The organism is Litoribaculum gwangyangense (assembly GCF_039543505.1).
Lineage (GTDB): Bacteria > Bacteroidota > Bacteroidia > Flavobacteriales > Flavobacteriaceae > Litoribaculum > Litoribaculum gwangyangense.
Map to the genome: position 1 here is coordinate 16,216 of NZ_BAABJW010000005.1, position 17,924 is coordinate 34,139.

16 protein-coding genes are annotated in these 17,924 nt (G+C 33.7%); 5 read left to right on the forward strand and 11 right to left on the reverse strand.

Annotated features, from left to right (window positions below):
- Window positions 1-133: 133 nt before the first annotated feature.
- From ABD963_RS13765 to ABD963_RS13800, 8 genes are all read right to left on the reverse strand, one after another.
- A complete protein-coding gene (locus ABD963_RS13765) occupies window positions 134-835 on the reverse strand; it encodes a sulfite exporter TauE/SafE family protein (protein ID WP_345277772.1) in 702 nt (233 codons plus the stop codon).
- A 1-nt stretch (window position 836) separates the two neighbouring features.
- Window positions 837-1,283: a FixH family protein gene (locus tag ABD963_RS13770; RefSeq protein WP_345277774.1), complete on the reverse strand. Its 447-nt coding sequence runs from the start codon at window positions 1,281-1,283 to the stop codon at window positions 837-839.
- Window positions 1,284-1,391: 108 nt separating this feature from the next.
- Window positions 1,392-2,816 (reverse strand): cytochrome c oxidase accessory protein CcoG, encoded by a 1,425-nt coding sequence (ccoG, locus tag ABD963_RS13775; RefSeq protein WP_345277776.1) that lies wholly within the window; start codon window positions 2,814-2,816, stop codon window positions 1,392-1,394.
- A gap of 57 nt (window positions 2,817-2,873) precedes the next feature.
- Entirely contained in the window at window positions 2,874-3,803 is a 930-nt protein-coding gene (locus ABD963_RS13780; RefSeq protein ID WP_345277778.1) for a cbb3-type cytochrome c oxidase N-terminal domain-containing protein, read from the reverse strand.
- Window positions 3,800-3,985, reverse strand: a complete 186-nt coding sequence (locus ABD963_RS13785) for a CcoQ/FixQ family Cbb3-type cytochrome c oxidase assembly chaperone (protein ID WP_345277780.1) — start codon at window positions 3,983-3,985, stop codon at window positions 3,800-3,802. Before ABD963_RS13785 ends, ABD963_RS13780 begins: the two co-directional genes overlap by 4 nt.
- An 18-nt stretch (window positions 3,986-4,003) precedes the next feature.
- The gene (gene ccoN, locus ABD963_RS13790; protein WP_345277781.1) at window positions 4,004-6,187 is read right to left on the reverse strand and encodes a cytochrome-c oxidase, cbb3-type subunit I; all 2,184 of its coding nucleotides are present in this window, start codon (window positions 6,185-6,187) and stop codon (window positions 4,004-4,006) included.
- 9 nt (window positions 6,188-6,196) lie between these two features.
- Window positions 6,197-6,382 carry a cbb3-type cytochrome oxidase assembly protein CcoS gene (ccoS, locus tag ABD963_RS13795; protein ID WP_345277783.1) on the reverse strand — a complete coding sequence of 62 codons (186 nt, stop codon included), beginning with the start codon at window positions 6,380-6,382 and terminating at the stop codon, window positions 6,197-6,199.
- Window positions 6,383-6,455: 73 nt separating this feature from the next.
- A complete protein-coding gene (locus ABD963_RS13800) occupies window positions 6,456-8,828 on the reverse strand; it encodes a heavy metal translocating P-type ATPase (protein WP_345277785.1) in 2,373 nt (790 codons plus the stop codon).
- A gap of 107 nt (window positions 8,829-8,935) precedes the next feature.
- Between ABD963_RS13800 and ABD963_RS13805 the strand changes: the two genes are divergently transcribed.
- The 3 genes from ABD963_RS13805 to ABD963_RS13815 all read left to right on the forward strand — a co-directional run bounded on the left by ABD963_RS13805 (window position 8,936) and on the right by ABD963_RS13815 (window position 12,338).
- Complete coding sequence (locus tag ABD963_RS13805) at window positions 8,936-9,613, forward strand: Crp/Fnr family transcriptional regulator (RefSeq protein ID WP_345277787.1); 678 nt, start codon at window positions 8,936-8,938, stop codon at window positions 9,611-9,613.
- A gap of 88 nt (window positions 9,614-9,701) precedes the next feature.
- Window positions 9,702-10,829, forward strand: coding sequence for a vWA domain-containing protein (locus tag ABD963_RS13810; RefSeq protein ID WP_345277789.1), 1,128 nt, complete (start codon window positions 9,702-9,704; stop codon window positions 10,827-10,829).
- 42 nt (window positions 10,830-10,871) lie between these two features.
- The gene (locus tag ABD963_RS13815; RefSeq protein ID WP_345277791.1) at window positions 10,872-12,338 is read left to right on the forward strand and encodes a MoxR family ATPase; all 1,467 of its coding nucleotides are present in this window, start codon (window positions 10,872-10,874) and stop codon (window positions 12,336-12,338) included.
- A 31-nt stretch (window positions 12,339-12,369) separates the two neighbouring features.
- On the opposite strand, the gene ABD963_RS13820 is transcribed toward ABD963_RS13815, so the two are convergent.
- Entirely contained in the window at window positions 12,370-12,960 is a 591-nt protein-coding gene (locus ABD963_RS13820; RefSeq protein WP_345277793.1) for a hypothetical protein, read from the reverse strand.
- Between the two features lie 24 nt (window positions 12,961-12,984).
- On the reverse strand, window positions 12,985-15,384 hold the full coding sequence (locus tag ABD963_RS13825; protein ID WP_345277795.1) for a TonB-dependent receptor domain-containing protein: 2,400 nt from the start codon (window positions 15,382-15,384) through the stop codon (window positions 12,985-12,987).
- A gap of 188 nt (window positions 15,385-15,572) precedes the next feature.
- Between ABD963_RS13825 and ABD963_RS13830 the strand changes: the two genes are divergently transcribed.
- Window positions 15,573-16,619 carry a sensor histidine kinase gene (locus tag ABD963_RS13830; protein WP_345277797.1) on the forward strand — a complete coding sequence of 349 codons (1,047 nt, stop codon included), beginning with the start codon at window positions 15,573-15,575 and terminating at the stop codon, window positions 16,617-16,619.
- On the forward strand, window positions 16,616-17,344 hold the full coding sequence (locus ABD963_RS13835) for a LytR/AlgR family response regulator transcription factor (RefSeq protein ID WP_345277798.1): 729 nt from the start codon (window positions 16,616-16,618) through the stop codon (window positions 17,342-17,344). Before ABD963_RS13830 ends, ABD963_RS13835 begins: the two co-directional genes overlap by 4 nt.
- A gap of 3 nt (window positions 17,345-17,347) precedes the next feature.
- On the opposite strand, the gene ABD963_RS13840 is transcribed toward ABD963_RS13835, so the two are convergent.
- Entirely contained in the window at window positions 17,348-17,923 is a 576-nt protein-coding gene (locus ABD963_RS13840) for a YdeI/OmpD-associated family protein (RefSeq protein ID WP_345277800.1), read from the reverse strand.
- Window position 17,924: the final 1 nt, after the last annotated feature.

The following is a 17,924-nucleotide window of genomic DNA, read 5'->3' on the forward strand; positions in this document are numbered from 1 at the left end:
CATTGGTCAATTAAAACGCAAATATAATAGTAATACTATTAAAAAAGAAAATAAATCTATTAAATTTTATAAAATATTTAACAATCAAAAATCGATTTGAATAAAATTAAAGATAAAATGGATGGTAACTAGCTTAATGACAGTTCATTGAGCTTGAAACTACATCATTAATTGGCTTAGGTGAAATATAAGGAATGCCCAAACCTAAACCACGAAGAATAAAAAGTAAACCTATAAAAACAATAAAAACAGGAATGGCTTTCTGTATTTTTTGCCTTAAAGAGCCTTTTAATAAGTTACTAAAATATATAGCGGTGGTCATTAAAGGGATAGTGCCCAATCCAAATACCACCATATATACACTGCCGTTAAAAGCATTACTACTTGCAATGGCGGCAAAAACAGCCATATAAACCAGACCACAAGGTAAAAACCCATTAAGAAAACCTATAGTTAAAAAGGTATCTGTTGTTTTTCTCTTGAGAGCTTGTCCTAATCCAGATTTTATTTTTGAGATAGTGTTATAAATGGGTTTAGAAAAGTTGTATGTATTAAAAGTTCTTTGCGGTATTATAACCGCTAAAATCATTAAAGCACCGATAGTAATTGATAATTGTTGTTGAAATCCAAATATGTAAAGACTTTTCCCAATGAGTCCAAAAATTAAACCAATTATAGAGTATGCCAACAATCTGCCAACATGGTAAATGGTAATTTGTGTCATTTTTTTTAGGGTATTGCTTCTGTCGACAGGAAGCATGAAAGCAATGGGTCCGCACATGCCAATACAGTGGAAACTTCCTAATAAACCTAATAAAAATGCAGAAAAAAGCATATTAATAATTTATGGTCTCTTTATATAAATATGACTCTCCATCATATTGCCAATCTATTTTTATGTTCCATCGACCATCTACCAAACGTTTGTCAGGTATGAGCAAATAAGGTTTAGATAATGAAATTGGAGTTTCAAAATCTAGCTGTTTGTTAGATGGTCTGTATAGGAACATATTACCTGTAATTTTTTTATAATCAATATTTGTGGGGAAATGAATAATCAAACCTTCATCAATAAGTTCATAGGTTATGTTTTGAATTAGACTCTTAGCGTTTTTAAGTTTATCTATATCGTTTTGGTAAGCCAATTCTTCGGCATAATAATCTTCTGTTACCAAATCGTGATCGTATTTATCATTCACATTCATAGTGATGATAAAGTACATTATAAAACTTATAAAGCCTACAAAGGCCAGTACAATTCCGGTTCCCCAATTTATTTTCATTTGTTACTATTTATTTGTTTTTTAATTTTTTGGCATTACCCTATCGGGTCGGGCTTTCGGCAGTCGCTCTTTTCAAGTAGCTCCAACAAAGCCTTAATCCCTAATGCACTACCTAAAACTTCTAGGGCCTAAAAAATTAGCCGTAGTAGTTTCGATAAGTTTATCTCCTTGATAAACTCCAATTTTAATGTTATTTCTATCACCTGTTAAAGCAGCATTATTAATTTCAATAAATAGTGTTCCCTTAGCTATACCTTGCTCCGGAACTTTAAAACTATCGCTCGTGGCTACTAATTTTAAAGAGCCTTTGTGCGAAAGTAATTTTAAGGTTACATCTTCAATTTCCTTACTGGTTTTATTTACTAATTTATAGGTAAAAACATTACTAATTATGTTGTTATCTTTATGTTCATAAAGTTGTCCAGGCAATCTTAGGATAGTAGCTTCCACATCATTACGTAAAAATAACATTCCTGTTAAAAGCCCAATTAAAATGGTAAGAACTGCCATATAACCCTTCATTCTTGCCGACAGTTTAAAAGGGGCTTTGTTTTCAATATGATCTTCACTCGCATATCGTATTAACCCTTTTGGAAGATGGATGCTTTCCATAATGTGGTCGCACTCATCAATGCAGGCAGTACAATTTATACATTCTAATTGGGTGCCATTTCTAATATCTATTCCTGTTGGGCAAACATGAACACACTGAAAACAATCAATGCAATCTCCGTAGCCTAATGTTTTTCTGTCCTCATTTTTTTTGAACTTTTTTCGTCCATTTTCAGCTTCACCTCGTTTGTGGTCGTAAGCCACCACAATAGATTTGTTATCTAATAGCACACCCTGTAATCTTCCGTAAGGACAAGCTATAATGCACACTTGTTCTCTGAACCATGCAAACACAAAATAGAAAACAGCGGTAAAAATGAGTAAAGATATTAAGGTGCTTATGTGGCTAAGAGGTCCATCAGTAATATAGCTTATGAGTTTATCGCTTCCAATTAAATAAGCCAGAAATACGTTTGCAATTAAAAATGAAATAATTAAAAAGATAAGAAGTTTTAAACCTCTCTTTCTTATTTTTTCGGAGTTCCAAGGTTGTTTAGCCAAGCGCATTTGTTTGCCTCTATCACCTTCAATCCAATATTCAATTCTGCGAAAAACCATTTCCATAAAAATAGTTTGTGGGCAAATCCACCCACAAAATATACGACCAAAAGCTACTGTGAAAAGCGTGATAAAAACCACCCCAATAATCATGGATATCACAAACAAATGAAAATCTTGAGGCCAAAAGGGGAACCCGAAAATATTAAATCGACGTTCCAGCACATTGAACATTAAAAATTGGTTTCCATTTATTTTAATAAAAGGCGAGAAGAATAAAAATGCCAATAAAAAATAGCTTACCCCTTTTCTATATTCATAAAATTTACCACTGGGTTTTTTTGGAAATACCCATGCCCGTTTACCTTCTTCGGTAATTGTGCTTATTGAATCTCTAAATATTTCGTTTTCTGGAGTTTCCAAAGTTCATGATTTTAAACCTGCTGAATGTTATATATTCAACAGGTTTGGGCTAATAGTTTAGTTTGTGCTAGTTTCTATAGAGTCTATGGCAGTTTCAAGAGGGGTCTCAATAGTTTCATCAACCCAAATATCGCCTTCTGGCGCTTTTGGGTTAGCAGGGGTTGTACCTTGAAAGGTTAAAACATAACTAGCTACTTGTGCCATTTCAAGAGGTTTTAACTGTTGTTTCCAAGAAATCATACCTTTACCAGATCGACCGCCTTCGGAAATTGTTTTAAAAACATTTTTAATATCGCCTCCTAAAATCCAATAGGGGTCGGTTAAATTGGGTCCAATACCACCGCCGCCATCGGCCATATGGCAAGCCACACAATTGGTTTCAAAAATAGTTTTACCAGCATTCAAGTCTGAAGCTTCAGTAAGTTGGGTAACCGTATTAACATCCACTAAATTTTTTGCGGTTTTTTTGTATTCTTCAATGGCCATTCTTGCATCTGCTAGTTCGGTTTCTAATTCATCAAACTGATTTTCGCCATGAAACACATGAAAGCGTAACATATAAATCGCACCAAAAATGATAGTCGCATAAAAACCATATAACCACCAAGGTGGTAAGTTGTTATCCAACTCTTTTATACCGTCGTAATTATGGTCTAAAATAATATCACCTTCTTCTTCAATGGGTTTGGCTCCAACAAGTTTTTTATAAATGTTGCTTAGCCAAGTAAGCTTAAAGGAACTTTCTTTTTCTGCTAAAAAACGTGCTTTGGCTTCTTCATCAAGTTTTAATAGCATAACATTTTCCAACGCACCAATAATGGCTTCAATAGCTATTAAAATTAATAGCACCAATAATAGAAATAGGGATACTACTGGGTACTCGATAAAAGCAGGTTTTTCTCCAGAATCTATGATGTATTCTGTAAGCCCGAAGATGATAAAGAATACTACTAGGACGCGTATCCAGGATGGAATTAATTTTCTCATAATATATCGTCGTTTTGGTTGTCTAATGGAATCTTACTTACCGTTTTTATATACTCTTTTTTAGCAGTTACTACCCACCAAAAAAGGACCACAAAAAAGATAAAAAAGATGAGTAAGGAAATGATTGGGTAAATTTCGATGCCCGAAATACTATCCATATGGTTTTTTACAAATTTTAACATAATAACTAATTTTGATGGTTAATTTTGAGCTGTTTCTACATGAATATCAGTTCCTAAACGTTGTAAATAGGCTATAATAGCAACTATTTCACGGTTTTTCATTTCAATAAAGGCTTCGCCATTTTCCAAGGCATATTTTTTGTCGGCTTCATAAGCCTTTACAAAATCAGGGTCGGTATACAGGTTTTCTTCAATCATATTACCTTGTTCTAACATGTGTGCTTTGGCATTGGCAATATCTTCCTCAGAATAAGGTACACCTAAACTAACCATAGCTTTCATTTTAGCTTCTGTTTGCGATTTATCCAATTCATTTTTAATAAGCCAAGGATAACGTGGCATAATGGAGCCTGATGAGGTGCTTTGTGGGTCGTACATGTGGTTAAAATGCCAATTATCAGAATACTTACCACCAACACGATGTAAATCGGGTCCGGTACGTTTGCTTCCCCATAGGAATGGGTGGTCGTATACATATTCACCAGCTTTGGAATACTCACCATAGCGTTCTACTTCACTTCTAAATGGACGAATCATTTGGGAGTGACAACCCACGCAGCCTTCCCGAATATAAATATCCCGTCCTTCAAGTTCTAGAGGCGTATAGGGTTTTACACTTGCTATGGTTGGTATATTCGATTTAACCATGATGGTAGGTACAATTTGTATGATACCTCCAATTAAAATGGCTACCGTCGCCAATAAGGTTAATTGCACAGGTCTTCTTTCTAACCAAGTGTGCCATCCCTCATTAGCGGTGCGTCTTTTGGTAACGCGCTCTAAGGCTGGAGCTTCAGCTAATTCGTCTTGTACTTTGCTTCCGCTTCTTACAGTGGCTATTACGTTATATACCAAAATTAGCATACCCACAATATAAAGGGTGCCACCTATGGCGCGCATCCAGTACATAGGTATGATTTCTGTAACCGTTTCTAAAAAGTTGCCATAAGTTAAAGAACCATCTGGATTAAATTGTTTCCACATACTAGCTTGAGTAAAGCCAGCAACATACATGGGTAAGGCGTAAATTATGATGCCTAAAGTGCCTAACCAAAAGTGTAAATTGGCCAAACCTAATGAATATAATTTGGTTTTAAATAATCTAGGGATTAAGTAATAAATAATACCAAACGCCATAAACCCGTTCCAAGCAAGTGCCCCTACATGTACGTGAGCTATAATCCAATCGGTAAAATGTGCAATAGCATTAACGTTTTTAAGAGATAAGGTTGGGCCCTCAAAAGTTGCCATACCATAACCAGTAATCGCTACTACCAAAAATTTTAAAACGGGATCCACTCTTACTTTATCCCAGGCACCGCGAAGTGTTAATAGACCATTAATCATACCGCCCCATGATGGCATTAACAACATAACCGAAAAAGCAACCCCTAAGTTTTGGGCCCATTCTGGTAAAGCGGTGTATAATAAGTGGTGCGGTCCAGCCCAAATGTATATGAATATTAATGACCAAAAGTGGACAATAGATAATCGATAGGAGTAAACTGGCCGATTCGCCGCTTTAGGCACGAAGTAGTACATTAAACCTAAAAAAGGTGTCGTTAGAAAGAATGCTACGGCATTGTGCCCATACCACCATTGTACTAGGGCATCCTGTACACCAGCATAAACCGAGTAACTTTTTAAGGCGCTAACAGGAAGCTCTAAACTATTAAAAATATGAAGGACTGCAACCGTTACAAACGTAGCGATGTAGAACCAAACGGCTACATATAAATGGCGTTGACGGCGTTTTAAAATAGTCCAAATCATATTCACACCAAATACCACCCAAATAAGGGCAATAGCAATATCAATAGGCCACTCTAATTCGGCATATTCTTTTGATGTTGTGATACCAAGAGGAAGTGTTATGGCAGCAGCTACGATAATTAATTGCCAGCCCCAAAAGTTAATGTTGCTCAATAAATCACTGGCCATTCGCGTTTTTAATAACCGTTGCAAGGAGTAATAAACACCTGCAAACATGGCATTTCCCACAAAGGCAAAAATTACAGCATTGGTGTGTAATGGTCTTAATCTTCCAAAACTTAACCACGAAATACCATCTGTAAGGTTAGGAAATAAAAACATAAAGGCCAATATTAGACCAACTAGCATGCCTACAACCCCAAAAATTATAGTGGCATAAATGAACTTGGTAACGATTTTATTGTCGTAATGAAATTGCTGCATTTCCATAATAGTAAATTATTCTTTTTTGGTTAGTATTGATTTTTTGGAATTTTCCTTAATGAGTTCGTCTTCAAATAGCATCCTAACTGAGGGTGTGTAGCTATCATCATATTGTCCGGATTTTACCGCCATTATAAAGGCAATAAAGAAACCTATAGCTACCACAATGCTTATGGCTAGTAAAATATATATAACACTCATACCTGTTTGAAGTTATGGTTCAAAAGTACTTTCATACTATTTTCAAAAAAATGACTTTTGTCATGTTTATTATTTAATCTATTTTTCGGCCTAATAGGTTCGTAGCAATGGTTGTAAAAACAACTATGCTAATAGAGCTTAAAGGCATTAAAATAGCCGCAATTACTGGTGCTAATTGACCTGTAACAGCAAAATAAAGTCCAATCATGTTGTATATGAGAGACAATAAAAAGCTCCATTTTATTATTTTAATAGCCGATTTCGATATGTTTATGTAATGGTGTAATTGATTGAATTTTGATGCATCTAGAATGGCATCACAGGCTGGCGAAAACACATTGACATTTTCTGAAATGGCAATACCTACGTTACTTTGTGCTAAGGCACCAGCATCATTCAAACCATCCCCAATCATTAAAACATTGGCACCTTCAGTTTGATGGTATTTTATGTACTCCAGTTTGTCCTCGGGTTTTTGATTGAACAGTAGTTTGGTTTTTGTTGGCAACAATTTAGTGAGGTTATCTTTTTCTCCTTCATTATCGCCCGATAAAATCACTAGGTCATAATCTTTTTTCAGTCTATTAAATAGTTTTGATAAGCCTTTTCTGTATTTGTTGTAAAAGGTGAATTTACCTTTGTATTGATTGTTAGCACTTATATGAACACAAGTATTTAAGGTTGCTGTATCCATAGAGTGACCAACAAATGAAGCGGCTCCAACTTTTATATTCTGGTTGTTGTAGTTAGCTTCAATACCTTTTCCTAAGTGCTCCTTGTAATCATTTAAGGTTAGAATTTCATGTTCGTTTAATATATCGTAAAGTGATCTGCTTAAAGGGTGATTAGATCCTCGTAACGTACTTTTTAATAATATTTCTTCTTCCTGACTTAATTGCAATCCTTCATAATTAATAGTTGTTTCTTTATTAGTGGTTATGGTTCCTGTTTTATCAAAAATGATGGTGTTTATTTTTGAAAGCTGCTCAATAACAGATGCGTTTTTTAGGTAGAATTTTTTCTTGCCCAAAATGCGTAAGATATTCCCAAAAGTGAAAGGTGCCGCAAGGGCAATAGCACATGGACATGCTATGATTAAAACCGATGTAAATACGTTTAATGCTTTATTGGAATCAACAAACATCCAATACGCCGTTGCCAAAAAAGCAATAGATAAAACCGCTATCGTGAAGTTTTTACTAATGCTATTGGTTATGTTTGTAAAGGCTAAAGCTTTGTCTTTTTTGAATATATCATTACTCCAAAGTTGGGTTAAGTAACTTTGCTCAACGGTTTTTAAAACATCTACTTCAATACTTCCTTCCAATTGTTTTCCCCCAGCAAAAAGTTTATCACCTGATTGTTTTGAAACAGTTTTCGATTCACCAGTAACAAAACTGTAATCTATACGGGCTTTTCCTTTAATTAATATACAATCTACTGGAATTAACTCTTCATTACGGATTAAAAGTCTATCACCTTTTTGAATGTCATAAACTTGTATAGATTCTTCTTTTTCCTCATTAATTTTAGTAATTCCAATTGGGAAATACGATTTGTAATCCCGCTCGAATGATAAGTATGAATATGTTTTTTGCTGAAAAAATTTCCCTAGTAATAAAAAGAAAATAAGTCCTGTTAAACTATCAAAAAAACCCGACCCTATGTTTAAAATAATTTCAGCACTACTTCTTGTGAATAAAACAATAATGCCCAGTGCTATGGGAACATCAATATTTAAAATTTTTGAGCGAAGTCCCTTAAACGCCGAAATAAAATAATCTTGAGCAGAATAAAAAACAACGGGAAGTGAGAAGAAAAACATGAGCCACCTAAATAGATGCTTGTATTGTTCTAACCAAAACTCGCCTACTTCAAAATATTCTGGAAACGATAAAAACATCACGTTTCCAAAGGCAAAACCTGCAACCCCAAGTTTATAAATGATGGAGCGATTAATTTCTTTTTTCCCTATACTATAATCATCCAAACTAATAAAAGGTTCATAACCAATGCTGTTTAATAGAGTTACTAAATCTTTAAGTAAAATGTTTTCAGAATTGTAGGTAACCCTAACAGTCTTTTTCCCAAAATTTACAGTTGAATCACTTATTTCAGGGTTTAGTTTATTAAGATTTTCAAGAATCCAAATGCAAGAACTGCAATGAATATGAGGAATATAAAGGGTTACAATTTGAGTTTTGTCATCATTAAATTCCAGTAATTGTTCAACAATTTTTGGGTTGTCCAAAAAATTGTATTTACCTGCTATCTCTTTTGGTGTAGCCCCTGGTGCTTGTTGCAAATCATAATAGCATGATAAATCGTTTACCGTAAATATTTCGTAAACTGTTTTACAGCCATTGCAACAAAAAGACTTTTCATCAAATGTAATTTCAGATGTGCTAGCATCTAAACCACAGTGGAAACATGTTTTATGTTCCATATATATTTGCTCATTTATACCTAGAACAAAAATGTAAAATCACGTAGCTTTAAAATATGATAATTGTCATGTTTTGTTTATTTTTACATAACTTTCAAAAATCAGGTATGTCTAAATGTGAACAATGCATCATAAAACAGTTTAACTCCTTAAAATCTTTGACTAAAGACGAATTGGTGCGTATTTCTGGATGTAAAACCACCAAAATTATAAAAAAGGGTGAGGTAATTTTTGATGAAGGCGATATGATAAACGGTGTTTATTGTATTAAAGACGGGATATGTAAACTCTCAAAATTAAGTAAAAACGGTAAAGACCAAATTGTTAAAATTGTTGTAAAAGGTGATTTGCTTGGTCAGCGTTCTTTGGTAACCGAGGAGAGTTCTAATTTGCAGGCTGTGGCACTCAATGACATGGAGGTTTGTTTTATACCAAAAAGTGAAATTGTAAACGACTTACAAAACAATTCAAAATTTTCATTTGATGTGTTGAAAAGCATGGCGATTGATTTAAAAGAAGCCGATGATATTATAGTCAATATGGCTCAAAAATCGGTACGGCAACGTTTAGCCGAAACTTTAATCTACATAAATGATAGTTTTGGAACTAATCCTGATGGTACTTTAAGTGTTCTTTTATCACGTGAAGATTTTGCCAATATTGTTGGTACTGCAACCGAATCGGCCATTCGAGTTTTGTCACAATTTAAAAAGGAAGGTCTAATCTCAACCATAGGAAAATTTATAAAAATAGAAGACTTACAAGCCTTAAAAAGAGTTGAGTAGTATGTATTTAAATTTCTTTTGTTATCATAGATAAATCTAATTGTTTTCAGAGGCTAGTTGTATAAAAATATAGTATTTTTATAGAGCTATGATAAAAAATAAATCTCACAGAAAAGGCTTTGTATTTAAAACCTATGAAGCACCTAATCAATCTCCTTTTGATAAACTTTTTGATATCTTCAAGGAATTAATTACGCATACTTCTGGTGATTTTGATGAAGCCATTGATTGGTTACGTGAATTGGATAAGGAATATAACCTCACAACTCCAGAATATAGTATTGAAGATTTCATTGAAGACCTTAAAAAGAAAGGCTACATAAGAGAAGAAATTGACAACGATGGTAATGGAGGAATGGCCATTACGGCAAAAACTGAACGCGCTATTCGTCAGCAGGCTTTAGACCAGATATTCGGAAAAATAAAACGCAGTGGGCAAGGAAACCATAAAAGTAAAAGTCCTGGAATAGGTGATGAGCATACAGGTGATTTTAGAAACTATCAATTTGGCGATGCTTTAGACAAGGTTTCCATGACAGAGAGTTTGAAGAATGCTCAAATAAATCATGGCATTTCAGATTTTACCTTATCGGAAGATGATTTGGTTGTAGAAGAAACGCTTCATAAATCGCAAATGAGCACGGTGTTAATGATTGATATCAGTCACAGTATGATTTTATATGGTGAAGATAGAATTACACCAGCTAAAAAAGTGGCTATGGCTTTGGCTGAACTAATTACAACACGCTATCCAAAGGATACTCTTGATATTTTGGTTTTTGGGAATGATGCCTGGCAAATAGAAATTAAGGATTTACCTTATTTAAAAGTGGGCCCTTATCATACCAATACCGTTGCTGGATTGGAATTGGCGATGGATTTACTTCGGAGAAAACGAAATACCAACAAGCAAATATTCATGATAACCGATGGTAAACCAAGTTGCTTGCGTTTAGCAAATGGCGAGTATTTTAAGGATAGTGTGGGCTTAAATCCAACTATTATGAATAAGTGTTATATGATGGCGCAACAAGCGCGACGTTTGCATATACCCATCACAACGTTTATGATTGCTCAAGACCCGTATTTGATGCAATTTGTTAGAGAGTTTACTTATGCCAACCAAGGAAAAGCGTTTTATACAGGATTAAAAGGCTTGGGTGAAATGATTTTTGAAGATTACGAAACAAACAGAAAGAAAAGAATTAGAGGATAAAAAAAGATTCAAGAACCAAGAATCAAGAATCAAGACAAAAAAATGAAGATAGAAAACATAAAAACTTTAGGTGAATTAAATAAATCAGGATATATAAGTAAATCTATTAAAGATGAACTTCGTGATAATTTAATTGAGAAAATAAAAAATAAGGAAACTACTTTTGAGGGCGTTCACGGTTATGAAAACACCGTTATTCCAGAGTTGGAACGGGCTATTTTATCTAGACACAATATCAATTTATTAGGGTTGCGAGGTCAAGCAAAAACTCGGTTAGCACGTTTAATGCTGAATTTGTTAGATGAATATATACCCGTTGTTGAAGGTTCTGAGATTAATGACGATCCTTTACATCCTATTTCGAGATATGCTAAAGAATTAATAAAAGAAAAAGGCGATAATACCCCAATAACTTGGCTACATAGCAGTGAACGATTTGCTGAAAAATTGGCAACACCTGATGTGACAGTGGCCGATATTATAGGGGATGTAGACCCTATTAAAGCAGCCAATTTAAAATTGAGTTATGCTGATGACAGAGTCATTCATTATGGGATGATTCCCCGTGCAAACCGTTGTATTTTTGTAATCAATGAGTTGCCAGATCTGCAGGCTAGAATTCAAGTGGCTTTGTTCAATATTCTTCAAGAAGGGGATATTCAAATAAGAGGATTTAAGTTGCGGTTACCTTTAGATATTCAGTTTTTATTTACGGCAAATCCTGAAGATTATACCAATAGGGGAAGTATTGTAACACCTTTAAAAGATAGAATAGGAAGTCAAATTCTAACACACTATCCTGAGGATATTGAAACCGCTAGAAAAATCACTGAACAAGAGGCCAGAGTAGTAGAATCTCAAAAAACAACAGTGATTGTACCAGATTTAGCTAGAGACTTGCTGGAACAAATTGTTTTTGAAGCCAGAGAAAGTGAGTATATTGATGCTAAAAGTGGGGTGAGTGCCCGATTAGCAATTACTGCTTTAGAAAATTTATTAAGTACTGCTGAAAGACGTTCGTTAATTGCTGGTGATGTGCAGACTACCTTAAGATTATCAGATTTCACAGGTATTATTCCATCCATTACAGGAAAGGTGGAATTGGTTTACGAGGGCGAACAAGAAGGTGCTGCCGTGGTTGCTTACAATTTAATTGGGGAAGCGGTTAAGAGTTTGTTTGTGGAATTTTTTCCAAAAATAGAGAAGCTCAAAAAGCAAGAAGATGAAAGCCCTTATGATGATATTGTTTCTTGGTTTTTTAACCAGAAGGATGGATTTGAATTATTGGATGATCTAAGAGATAAAGAATATAAAAATGTATTAGATGCCATTTCACCCCTTGATGATTTATTAGGAAAACACCAACCAAACTTATCTAAACAAGATAGTTACTTTGTTAAGGAGTTTGTGTTGTGGGCCTTATCAGAATATAAATTATTGAGTAAGTACCGGTTCTCCCAAGGTATTCAATTTAAAGACCCATATGGCAGTTTTATAAGTGGTATATAAACAGAAAAGGGAAGCGATGGCTTCCCTTTTTTTATTTCTCATTAGGCTCATATGTCCACCACATCTCTTTGTTTTTAGGATTGTAACTTATTTTTACAACACCAGCATCCGAATAAATTAAGTATTTACCCTTTACTTCAACCTCTTCATCATTCCATATTGCAGATACATTTCCATCGGTATATTTAAATACTACACCATTGCTAAATTCTAAAACGGTATTGGTTTCTCCTTTTTTCACGGTCGAATCCATGTATGATGCTTTATCTAAAGAAACACCATAAGACTGGTAAGCTCCTTTTTTATGTTTTATGGCATTCATATAGTCTGCATTAGATACTAATTCAATTTTACCGTTTGTTAAATTGTAAACGTCTTTATCTTTTTTGTACGTCGGGAAAACTTCAAGTGTGTAATCAGAATCGATTTTATACACTAGTTCTGTGTCGCTTTCTTTTAAAATAATATACCCAAGATTATCTTTAAGTTCAAATTTTGTTCCAGGTGGATAACTTACAGATATTTTATCGTCTTCAGTAATTTTTAAATACGTGTTTTGAGATTGAATTGATAATGTCATTACAATCAAAATAAACAGAGTTACTTTTACTTGTGTTTCCATAATAATTTTTGTTTATAATTAATTTTAGATTCTATTTTTTTCGTCTTCAATTCCTGTTTCTCTATTTCTAGCTTTTTTAACCTCATTGCTTCCAAAGTTAAATGTCAAATTAAATTGTACTTGTCTACTATCGTTACCACCATTGCCATCAATCCTTAAACTACCAAATTGGGTAAATCCTCGCCATGGTGATGTAAATAAAATATCATTAAAGCCGAGTCTAGCATTCAGCTTATCATCCAAAAACTTTTTTTGAAACGCGATGTTTAACGACCCTAAACTTTTGGTTTGATAGGTGCCACCCCAAACAGATGGCGAACTGTACCAACCTGATACTTCAGCACTAAAACTTTTTGTTATTTTAAACGTATTTTGTGCATACAAACTTGCCGTATTTTGTTTGGTAGATAAAAAATCATCATTGGTGGCTTCGTAAATACTTCTATAAGCATTTAAACTAAGATAGATACTCCACCATTTGTTAAAGCTTGTAGGATAGGAGATTCCCAGATTTATGGTTTTTTGATTGGCCACATTTCTTGGACTTAAAAAATTTTGGTTACTCCCGACAGCCTCTGTAACTTGTGCTGAAAAATCCTCAATAAAACTATAACTTAAAGAGGTACTAAAACGATAATTATAGGTATGTGAGAATTTTAAATTATCGGTGTATTGGGGCTGAAGAAAAGGATTTCCTTTACTAAAAGACAGTTCATCTATTTGGTATTCGAATGGGTTTAAACTTTGATAGTTTGGACGTTGAACCCGTTTGCTATAGGTTAACGCAAAGGAGTTTTTTTGATTTAATTGATAAGTAATGCCACCACTTGGAAACCAATCGGTATAATTTCGTTTTACACGATTGTTTTGTGATGCTTGAAGGCTTGTTAAAATACCATCAGAATTGGTTTGTTCTACTCGTAAGCCTAATTGAAAATTAAATTTTTCGTAGGCCCTATTGAAATTAAAATAAGCTGCATTAATATTTTCATCATAATTAAAGGTATTAGTTCTATTCTGATTGATGATGTCTTCGCCATTAATTCTATCGTAAAAGTCAAATTGATTATCTGTACCAATTTTAGAATATTTAACGCCTAACGCCAGTTTTCCTTTTAAAAAGTCTTGTTCATAATCTACTTTAGCGGTCACAATATCAATATTTATTGGGGTTTGCATAAAGTTTATCGATTCACTAATTATTTGCGACTCATCACCATTAAAATATTGGTTGGGTTGTAAATTGGTTCTGTCTTGATTATAGCGTCCAAAATCTAAATCTATATTCAACGTTGTTTTGTTTTCTAATTTTAGTCTATAGTTAAGATTACTATATAGGTTTGATGTTTTGGAATTAGAGTTGCTACTTGCTACCAAAACTTCGTTAGGTGATGAATTGTCTTGGGGAATAATGGGTGTTCTGGAATTACTTAAATTTTCATTATCACTAAAATTTCCACTTATAATGAGTCCGAAAGTTGATTTAGTATTCGCATAATAATCAAAACCTAAACGGATGTTATTATTATTCTGGTCATAAACAGTTTTAGTTCGTGCGTCAAAACGGGTATTATTTTGAGTTCTATCAAGATTCATAAAACCGGTACTTTCTCCAAAACGGTTACTAAACGATCCATATAAACTGGTTTTTTTATTTCGGTTATTGAATGACACCGAATTGTTATATCGCGCAAAATCCCCAATAGTAACGCCAGAAGCTAAACTTCCGTTGGTGCCCAAACTTTTATCACGCTTAAATTTAATATTGATAATACCAGCATTTCCTTCGGCATCGAATTTTGAAGAGGGTTGTGTAATGATTTCAACCGAATCAATATCTGTGGCTTGTATGGTTTTTAAATAATTTACTAAATCTTGACCACGAAGAATAGAAGGTTTATCGTCAATATAAACTAAAACACCCGCTTTTCCCTCAACAATGATGTTATCGGTATTATCGATAAGAACACCTGGTGCTTTTCGGAGAAGTTCAAAACCAGAATCGCCAGCAACACCTATAGAGTTTTGAACATTGAAAACTGTTTTATCTGCCAACACTTGTACCAGAGGTTTCTCAGCTACTACGGTAACTTCAGCTAACGACTCTGCCTCATCAACAAGTACTATAGTGGCTAATGTTTTATTGCTGTTTTCAATGGTAATTTTAGTAGAGGTATAGTCTTTAGAACCCAGATATGTTATGAAAAGCTTATAGTCCCCATTATCTAAATTTGGAATGCTGAAAAATCCAAATTCATTCGTGATAGCGGCTTTTACAAACGACCCTTTTTCAAAAGTTAATAAAGAAACTACTGCGGCATTTACAGAGGTTTGTTCAGAATCTAATACTTTTCCGCTAATACTATATTGCGAATAAGACTGATTGATGGTAAAGAGAATAATAAAAGTGAAAATAGTTTTCATAGCATGATTTATTTTGTCACAGTACAAATATGAGACGAATGTAAATAATGTACACGCCCAATCTGATGAGTTGGACTATCAAGCGACGAATTGGAATGGACAATTCGTCGCTGTATGGGTTCACTCGTCTTTTTTCGGTTTTTAAATGCGCCCAGATATTTTATCTTTATTCCTTATTATAAATCTTTATGAAAAAAATAACTAAACGAGACATCTTAATTGTAGTTTTATTTTATGTGTTCTTTTCGATTATCTACAGCATAGTTTTGTGGTATCTTGGAAACGGCTATGAAAAAAGTGGATTATTTGGATGGTTGAATTTAGAAGACTATTGGGCGAGATCTGGTATGCAATATGTTTTTTATTTTTTTGCATCCATATTTATTTGGTTAATCGGTATTAAACTTTTAAAAAATCAAAAAAAATGGATTCAAATAGGTACTGTAATTCTATTAATTCCTGTAGTAGTTTATTTTGTTAGGGAGATTAGGTATTCATTATTAGAAAATTTGGGCGAATGGCATTTAGAGGGCAAATCTGGAATTTGGGATTGGTATATTCCTACCCTGTTTATGATGTTTCAGTTTGGATGTTTTTTTGCATATCGATACTTTAAGGAGAATCAAAAGAAAATTAAATTAGAAGGAGAACTTCGTAATGCTGCTTTAAAAAGTGAATTATCTGCTATTAAAGCACAATTAAATCCACATTTTCTATACAATATTTTTAATACAATCAGCGCCTCGGTACCTCCAGAAAATGAAAAAACGCGTCATATGATTGCTGAATTATCCGATTTATTTCGATATCAATTGAAAGCTTCCCAAGTGGAATTGGTGCCTTTAAAAGAGGAACTGGATTTTGTTAAAAAGTATCTTGATTTAGAAAAAGAACGTTTTCAAGAACGATTAGAAATTAATATGGATGTGGACCAAGATATTTTAAATGAAATGGTGCCACCTATGTTATTACAACCACTGGTTGAAAATTCAGTTAAACATGGATTGTCTTCTTTAATTGATGGAGGAAAAATTTCTATTTCAATTCATAAGAAAGAGGGGAAATTGGCCTTTGTAATATCAGATAGTGGTGTTGGTATTAAAAACAAAGAATCTATTTTTGATAAAGGTATTGGATTGACTAACACCCGTTTACGACTTGAAAAAATGTATCAAAGCACTTTAAAATTAAGTGATAACCAACCTCAGGGATTAAAAATCAGCTTTGAACTATGAGGAAAGTGATTATTATTGATGACGAAGCCGCAGGCCGAAAATTAATAAAGGAATATCTTGAAGATTTTAAAGATTTAATTCTTTTAGGAGAAGCCAATAACGGCGTTGATGCTGTAAAAATAATTAATGAATTTAAACCCGATTTGGTGTTTTTGGATATTCAAATGCCAGGAATGACAGGATTTGACGTGTTAACACATTTAGAAGAATTACCACAAATAATTTTCTCAACAGCTTATGATCAATACGCTTTAAAAGCATTCGAGGTGCATGCTGTAGATTATTTATTAAAACCGTATACAAAAGATAGATTTAAAGTAGCTGTAGAGCGTTTATCAAAATCTTCAGAAATCAACAAAGCAAGACCTCTAGCAGAAAGTTTACTTATTGAATCATCCAAATACCCTGAACGAATTTTGGTTCAAAAACATAATAAATTAGTGACCATATCTGTTGAAGATGTTATCCGCATTGAAGCTTACGGCGATTATTCGAAATTAATAACTACAAATGATACTTTTTTAAGCAATTATGGTATTTCTACTCTTGAAGAAAAGTTAAACGAGTCTATTTTTATTAGAGTCCATCGTTCATCAATCATTAACTTAAATAAAGTCAAGGAACTAAATAAATACACCAAAAGTTACGATATTACGATGCAAAATGGTGATATGGTTCGTGTTAGCAGAGGCTATATGGATAATATAAAAAAGTTAATGTATTAGTGGTTACCCATCACTTCTACTTTTAATGTTTTTAGCGCATAATTCAATAATTTCTTCAATACGTTTATGTCTTGTTGCTTTGCGTTTGGCTTGGTTTAGCCAGTAGAGATAGCTTTTGCGGTAAGAAGGCGCAAAATTTTGGTAGTTTTTGAAGGCTTCAAGGTTGTGGTCAAATTCCTTTTGCAAATCTTCAGGTATAATACCATTTTCAACATCGTCCAATGCCGTCCAGCTACCGTTTTGTTTGGCAACCTCAATAATTTTTAATCCACTTTCATGCATTAAATTTTCAGTAAGTAATTCTTCAATATATCTTTTATTGAGTGCACTCCAAACACTTTTATGATTTCTTGGTGTAAAGTATTGACGACGTTTCCCATCACCCAAACTTTTAACGGTAGAGTCTATCCAACCATAGAAAAGAGCAACTTTAACAGCTTCCTCCCAACGCATACTATCGTTTTCATGATCAACTTTAAAGAAAATCAAATAAACACCTTTTGAGGAGGCATGATTGTTGTGCAACCAGTTTCGCCACTCGTTATCAGTTTTAAAATAGTATTCCTCTAAATCAGACAAA

Excerpts from the sequence above, each read along its gene's own strand:
- ABD963_RS13765 (WP_345277772.1), bottom strand. The coding sequence starts at position 835 with ATGCTTTTTTCTGCATTTTTATTAGGTTTATTAGGAAGTTTCCACTGT.
- ABD963_RS13770 (WP_345277774.1), bottom strand. The coding sequence starts at position 1,283 with ATGAAAATAAATTGGGGAACCGGAATTGTACTGGCCTTTGTAGGCTTT.
- ABD963_RS13780 (WP_345277778.1), bottom strand. The coding sequence starts at position 3,803 with ATGAGAAAATTAATTCCATCCTGGATACGCGTCCTAGTAGTATTCTTT.
- ABD963_RS13785 (WP_345277780.1), bottom strand. The coding sequence starts at position 3,985 with ATGTTAAAATTTGTAAAAAACCATATGGATAGTATTTCGGGCATCGAA.
- ccoN (WP_345277781.1), bottom strand. The coding sequence starts at position 6,187 with ATGGAAATGCAGCAATTTCATTACGACAATAAAATCGTTACCAAGTTC.
- ccoS (WP_345277783.1), bottom strand. The coding sequence starts at position 6,382 with ATGAGTGTTATATATATTTTACTAGCCATAAGCATTGTGGTAGCTATA.
- ABD963_RS13800 (WP_345277785.1), bottom strand. The coding sequence starts at position 8,828 with ATGGAACATAAAACATGTTTCCACTGTGGTTTAGATGCTAGCACATCT.
- ABD963_RS13805 (WP_345277787.1), top strand. The coding sequence starts at position 8,936 with ATGTCTAAATGTGAACAATGCATCATAAAACAGTTTAACTCCTTAAAA.
- ABD963_RS13810 (WP_345277789.1), top strand. The coding sequence starts at position 9,702 with ATGATAAAAAATAAATCTCACAGAAAAGGCTTTGTATTTAAAACCTAT.
- ABD963_RS13815 (WP_345277791.1), top strand. The coding sequence starts at position 10,872 with ATGAAGATAGAAAACATAAAAACTTTAGGTGAATTAAATAAATCAGGA.
- ABD963_RS13820 (WP_345277793.1), bottom strand. The coding sequence starts at position 12,960 with ATGGAAACACAAGTAAAAGTAACTCTGTTTATTTTGATTGTAATGACA.
- ABD963_RS13825 (WP_345277795.1), bottom strand. The coding sequence starts at position 15,384 with ATGAAAACTATTTTCACTTTTATTATTCTCTTTACCATCAATCAGTCT.
- ABD963_RS13830 (WP_345277797.1), top strand. The coding sequence starts at position 15,573 with ATGAAAAAAATAACTAAACGAGACATCTTAATTGTAGTTTTATTTTAT.
- ABD963_RS13835 (WP_345277798.1), top strand. The coding sequence starts at position 16,616 with ATGAGGAAAGTGATTATTATTGATGACGAAGCCGCAGGCCGAAAATTA.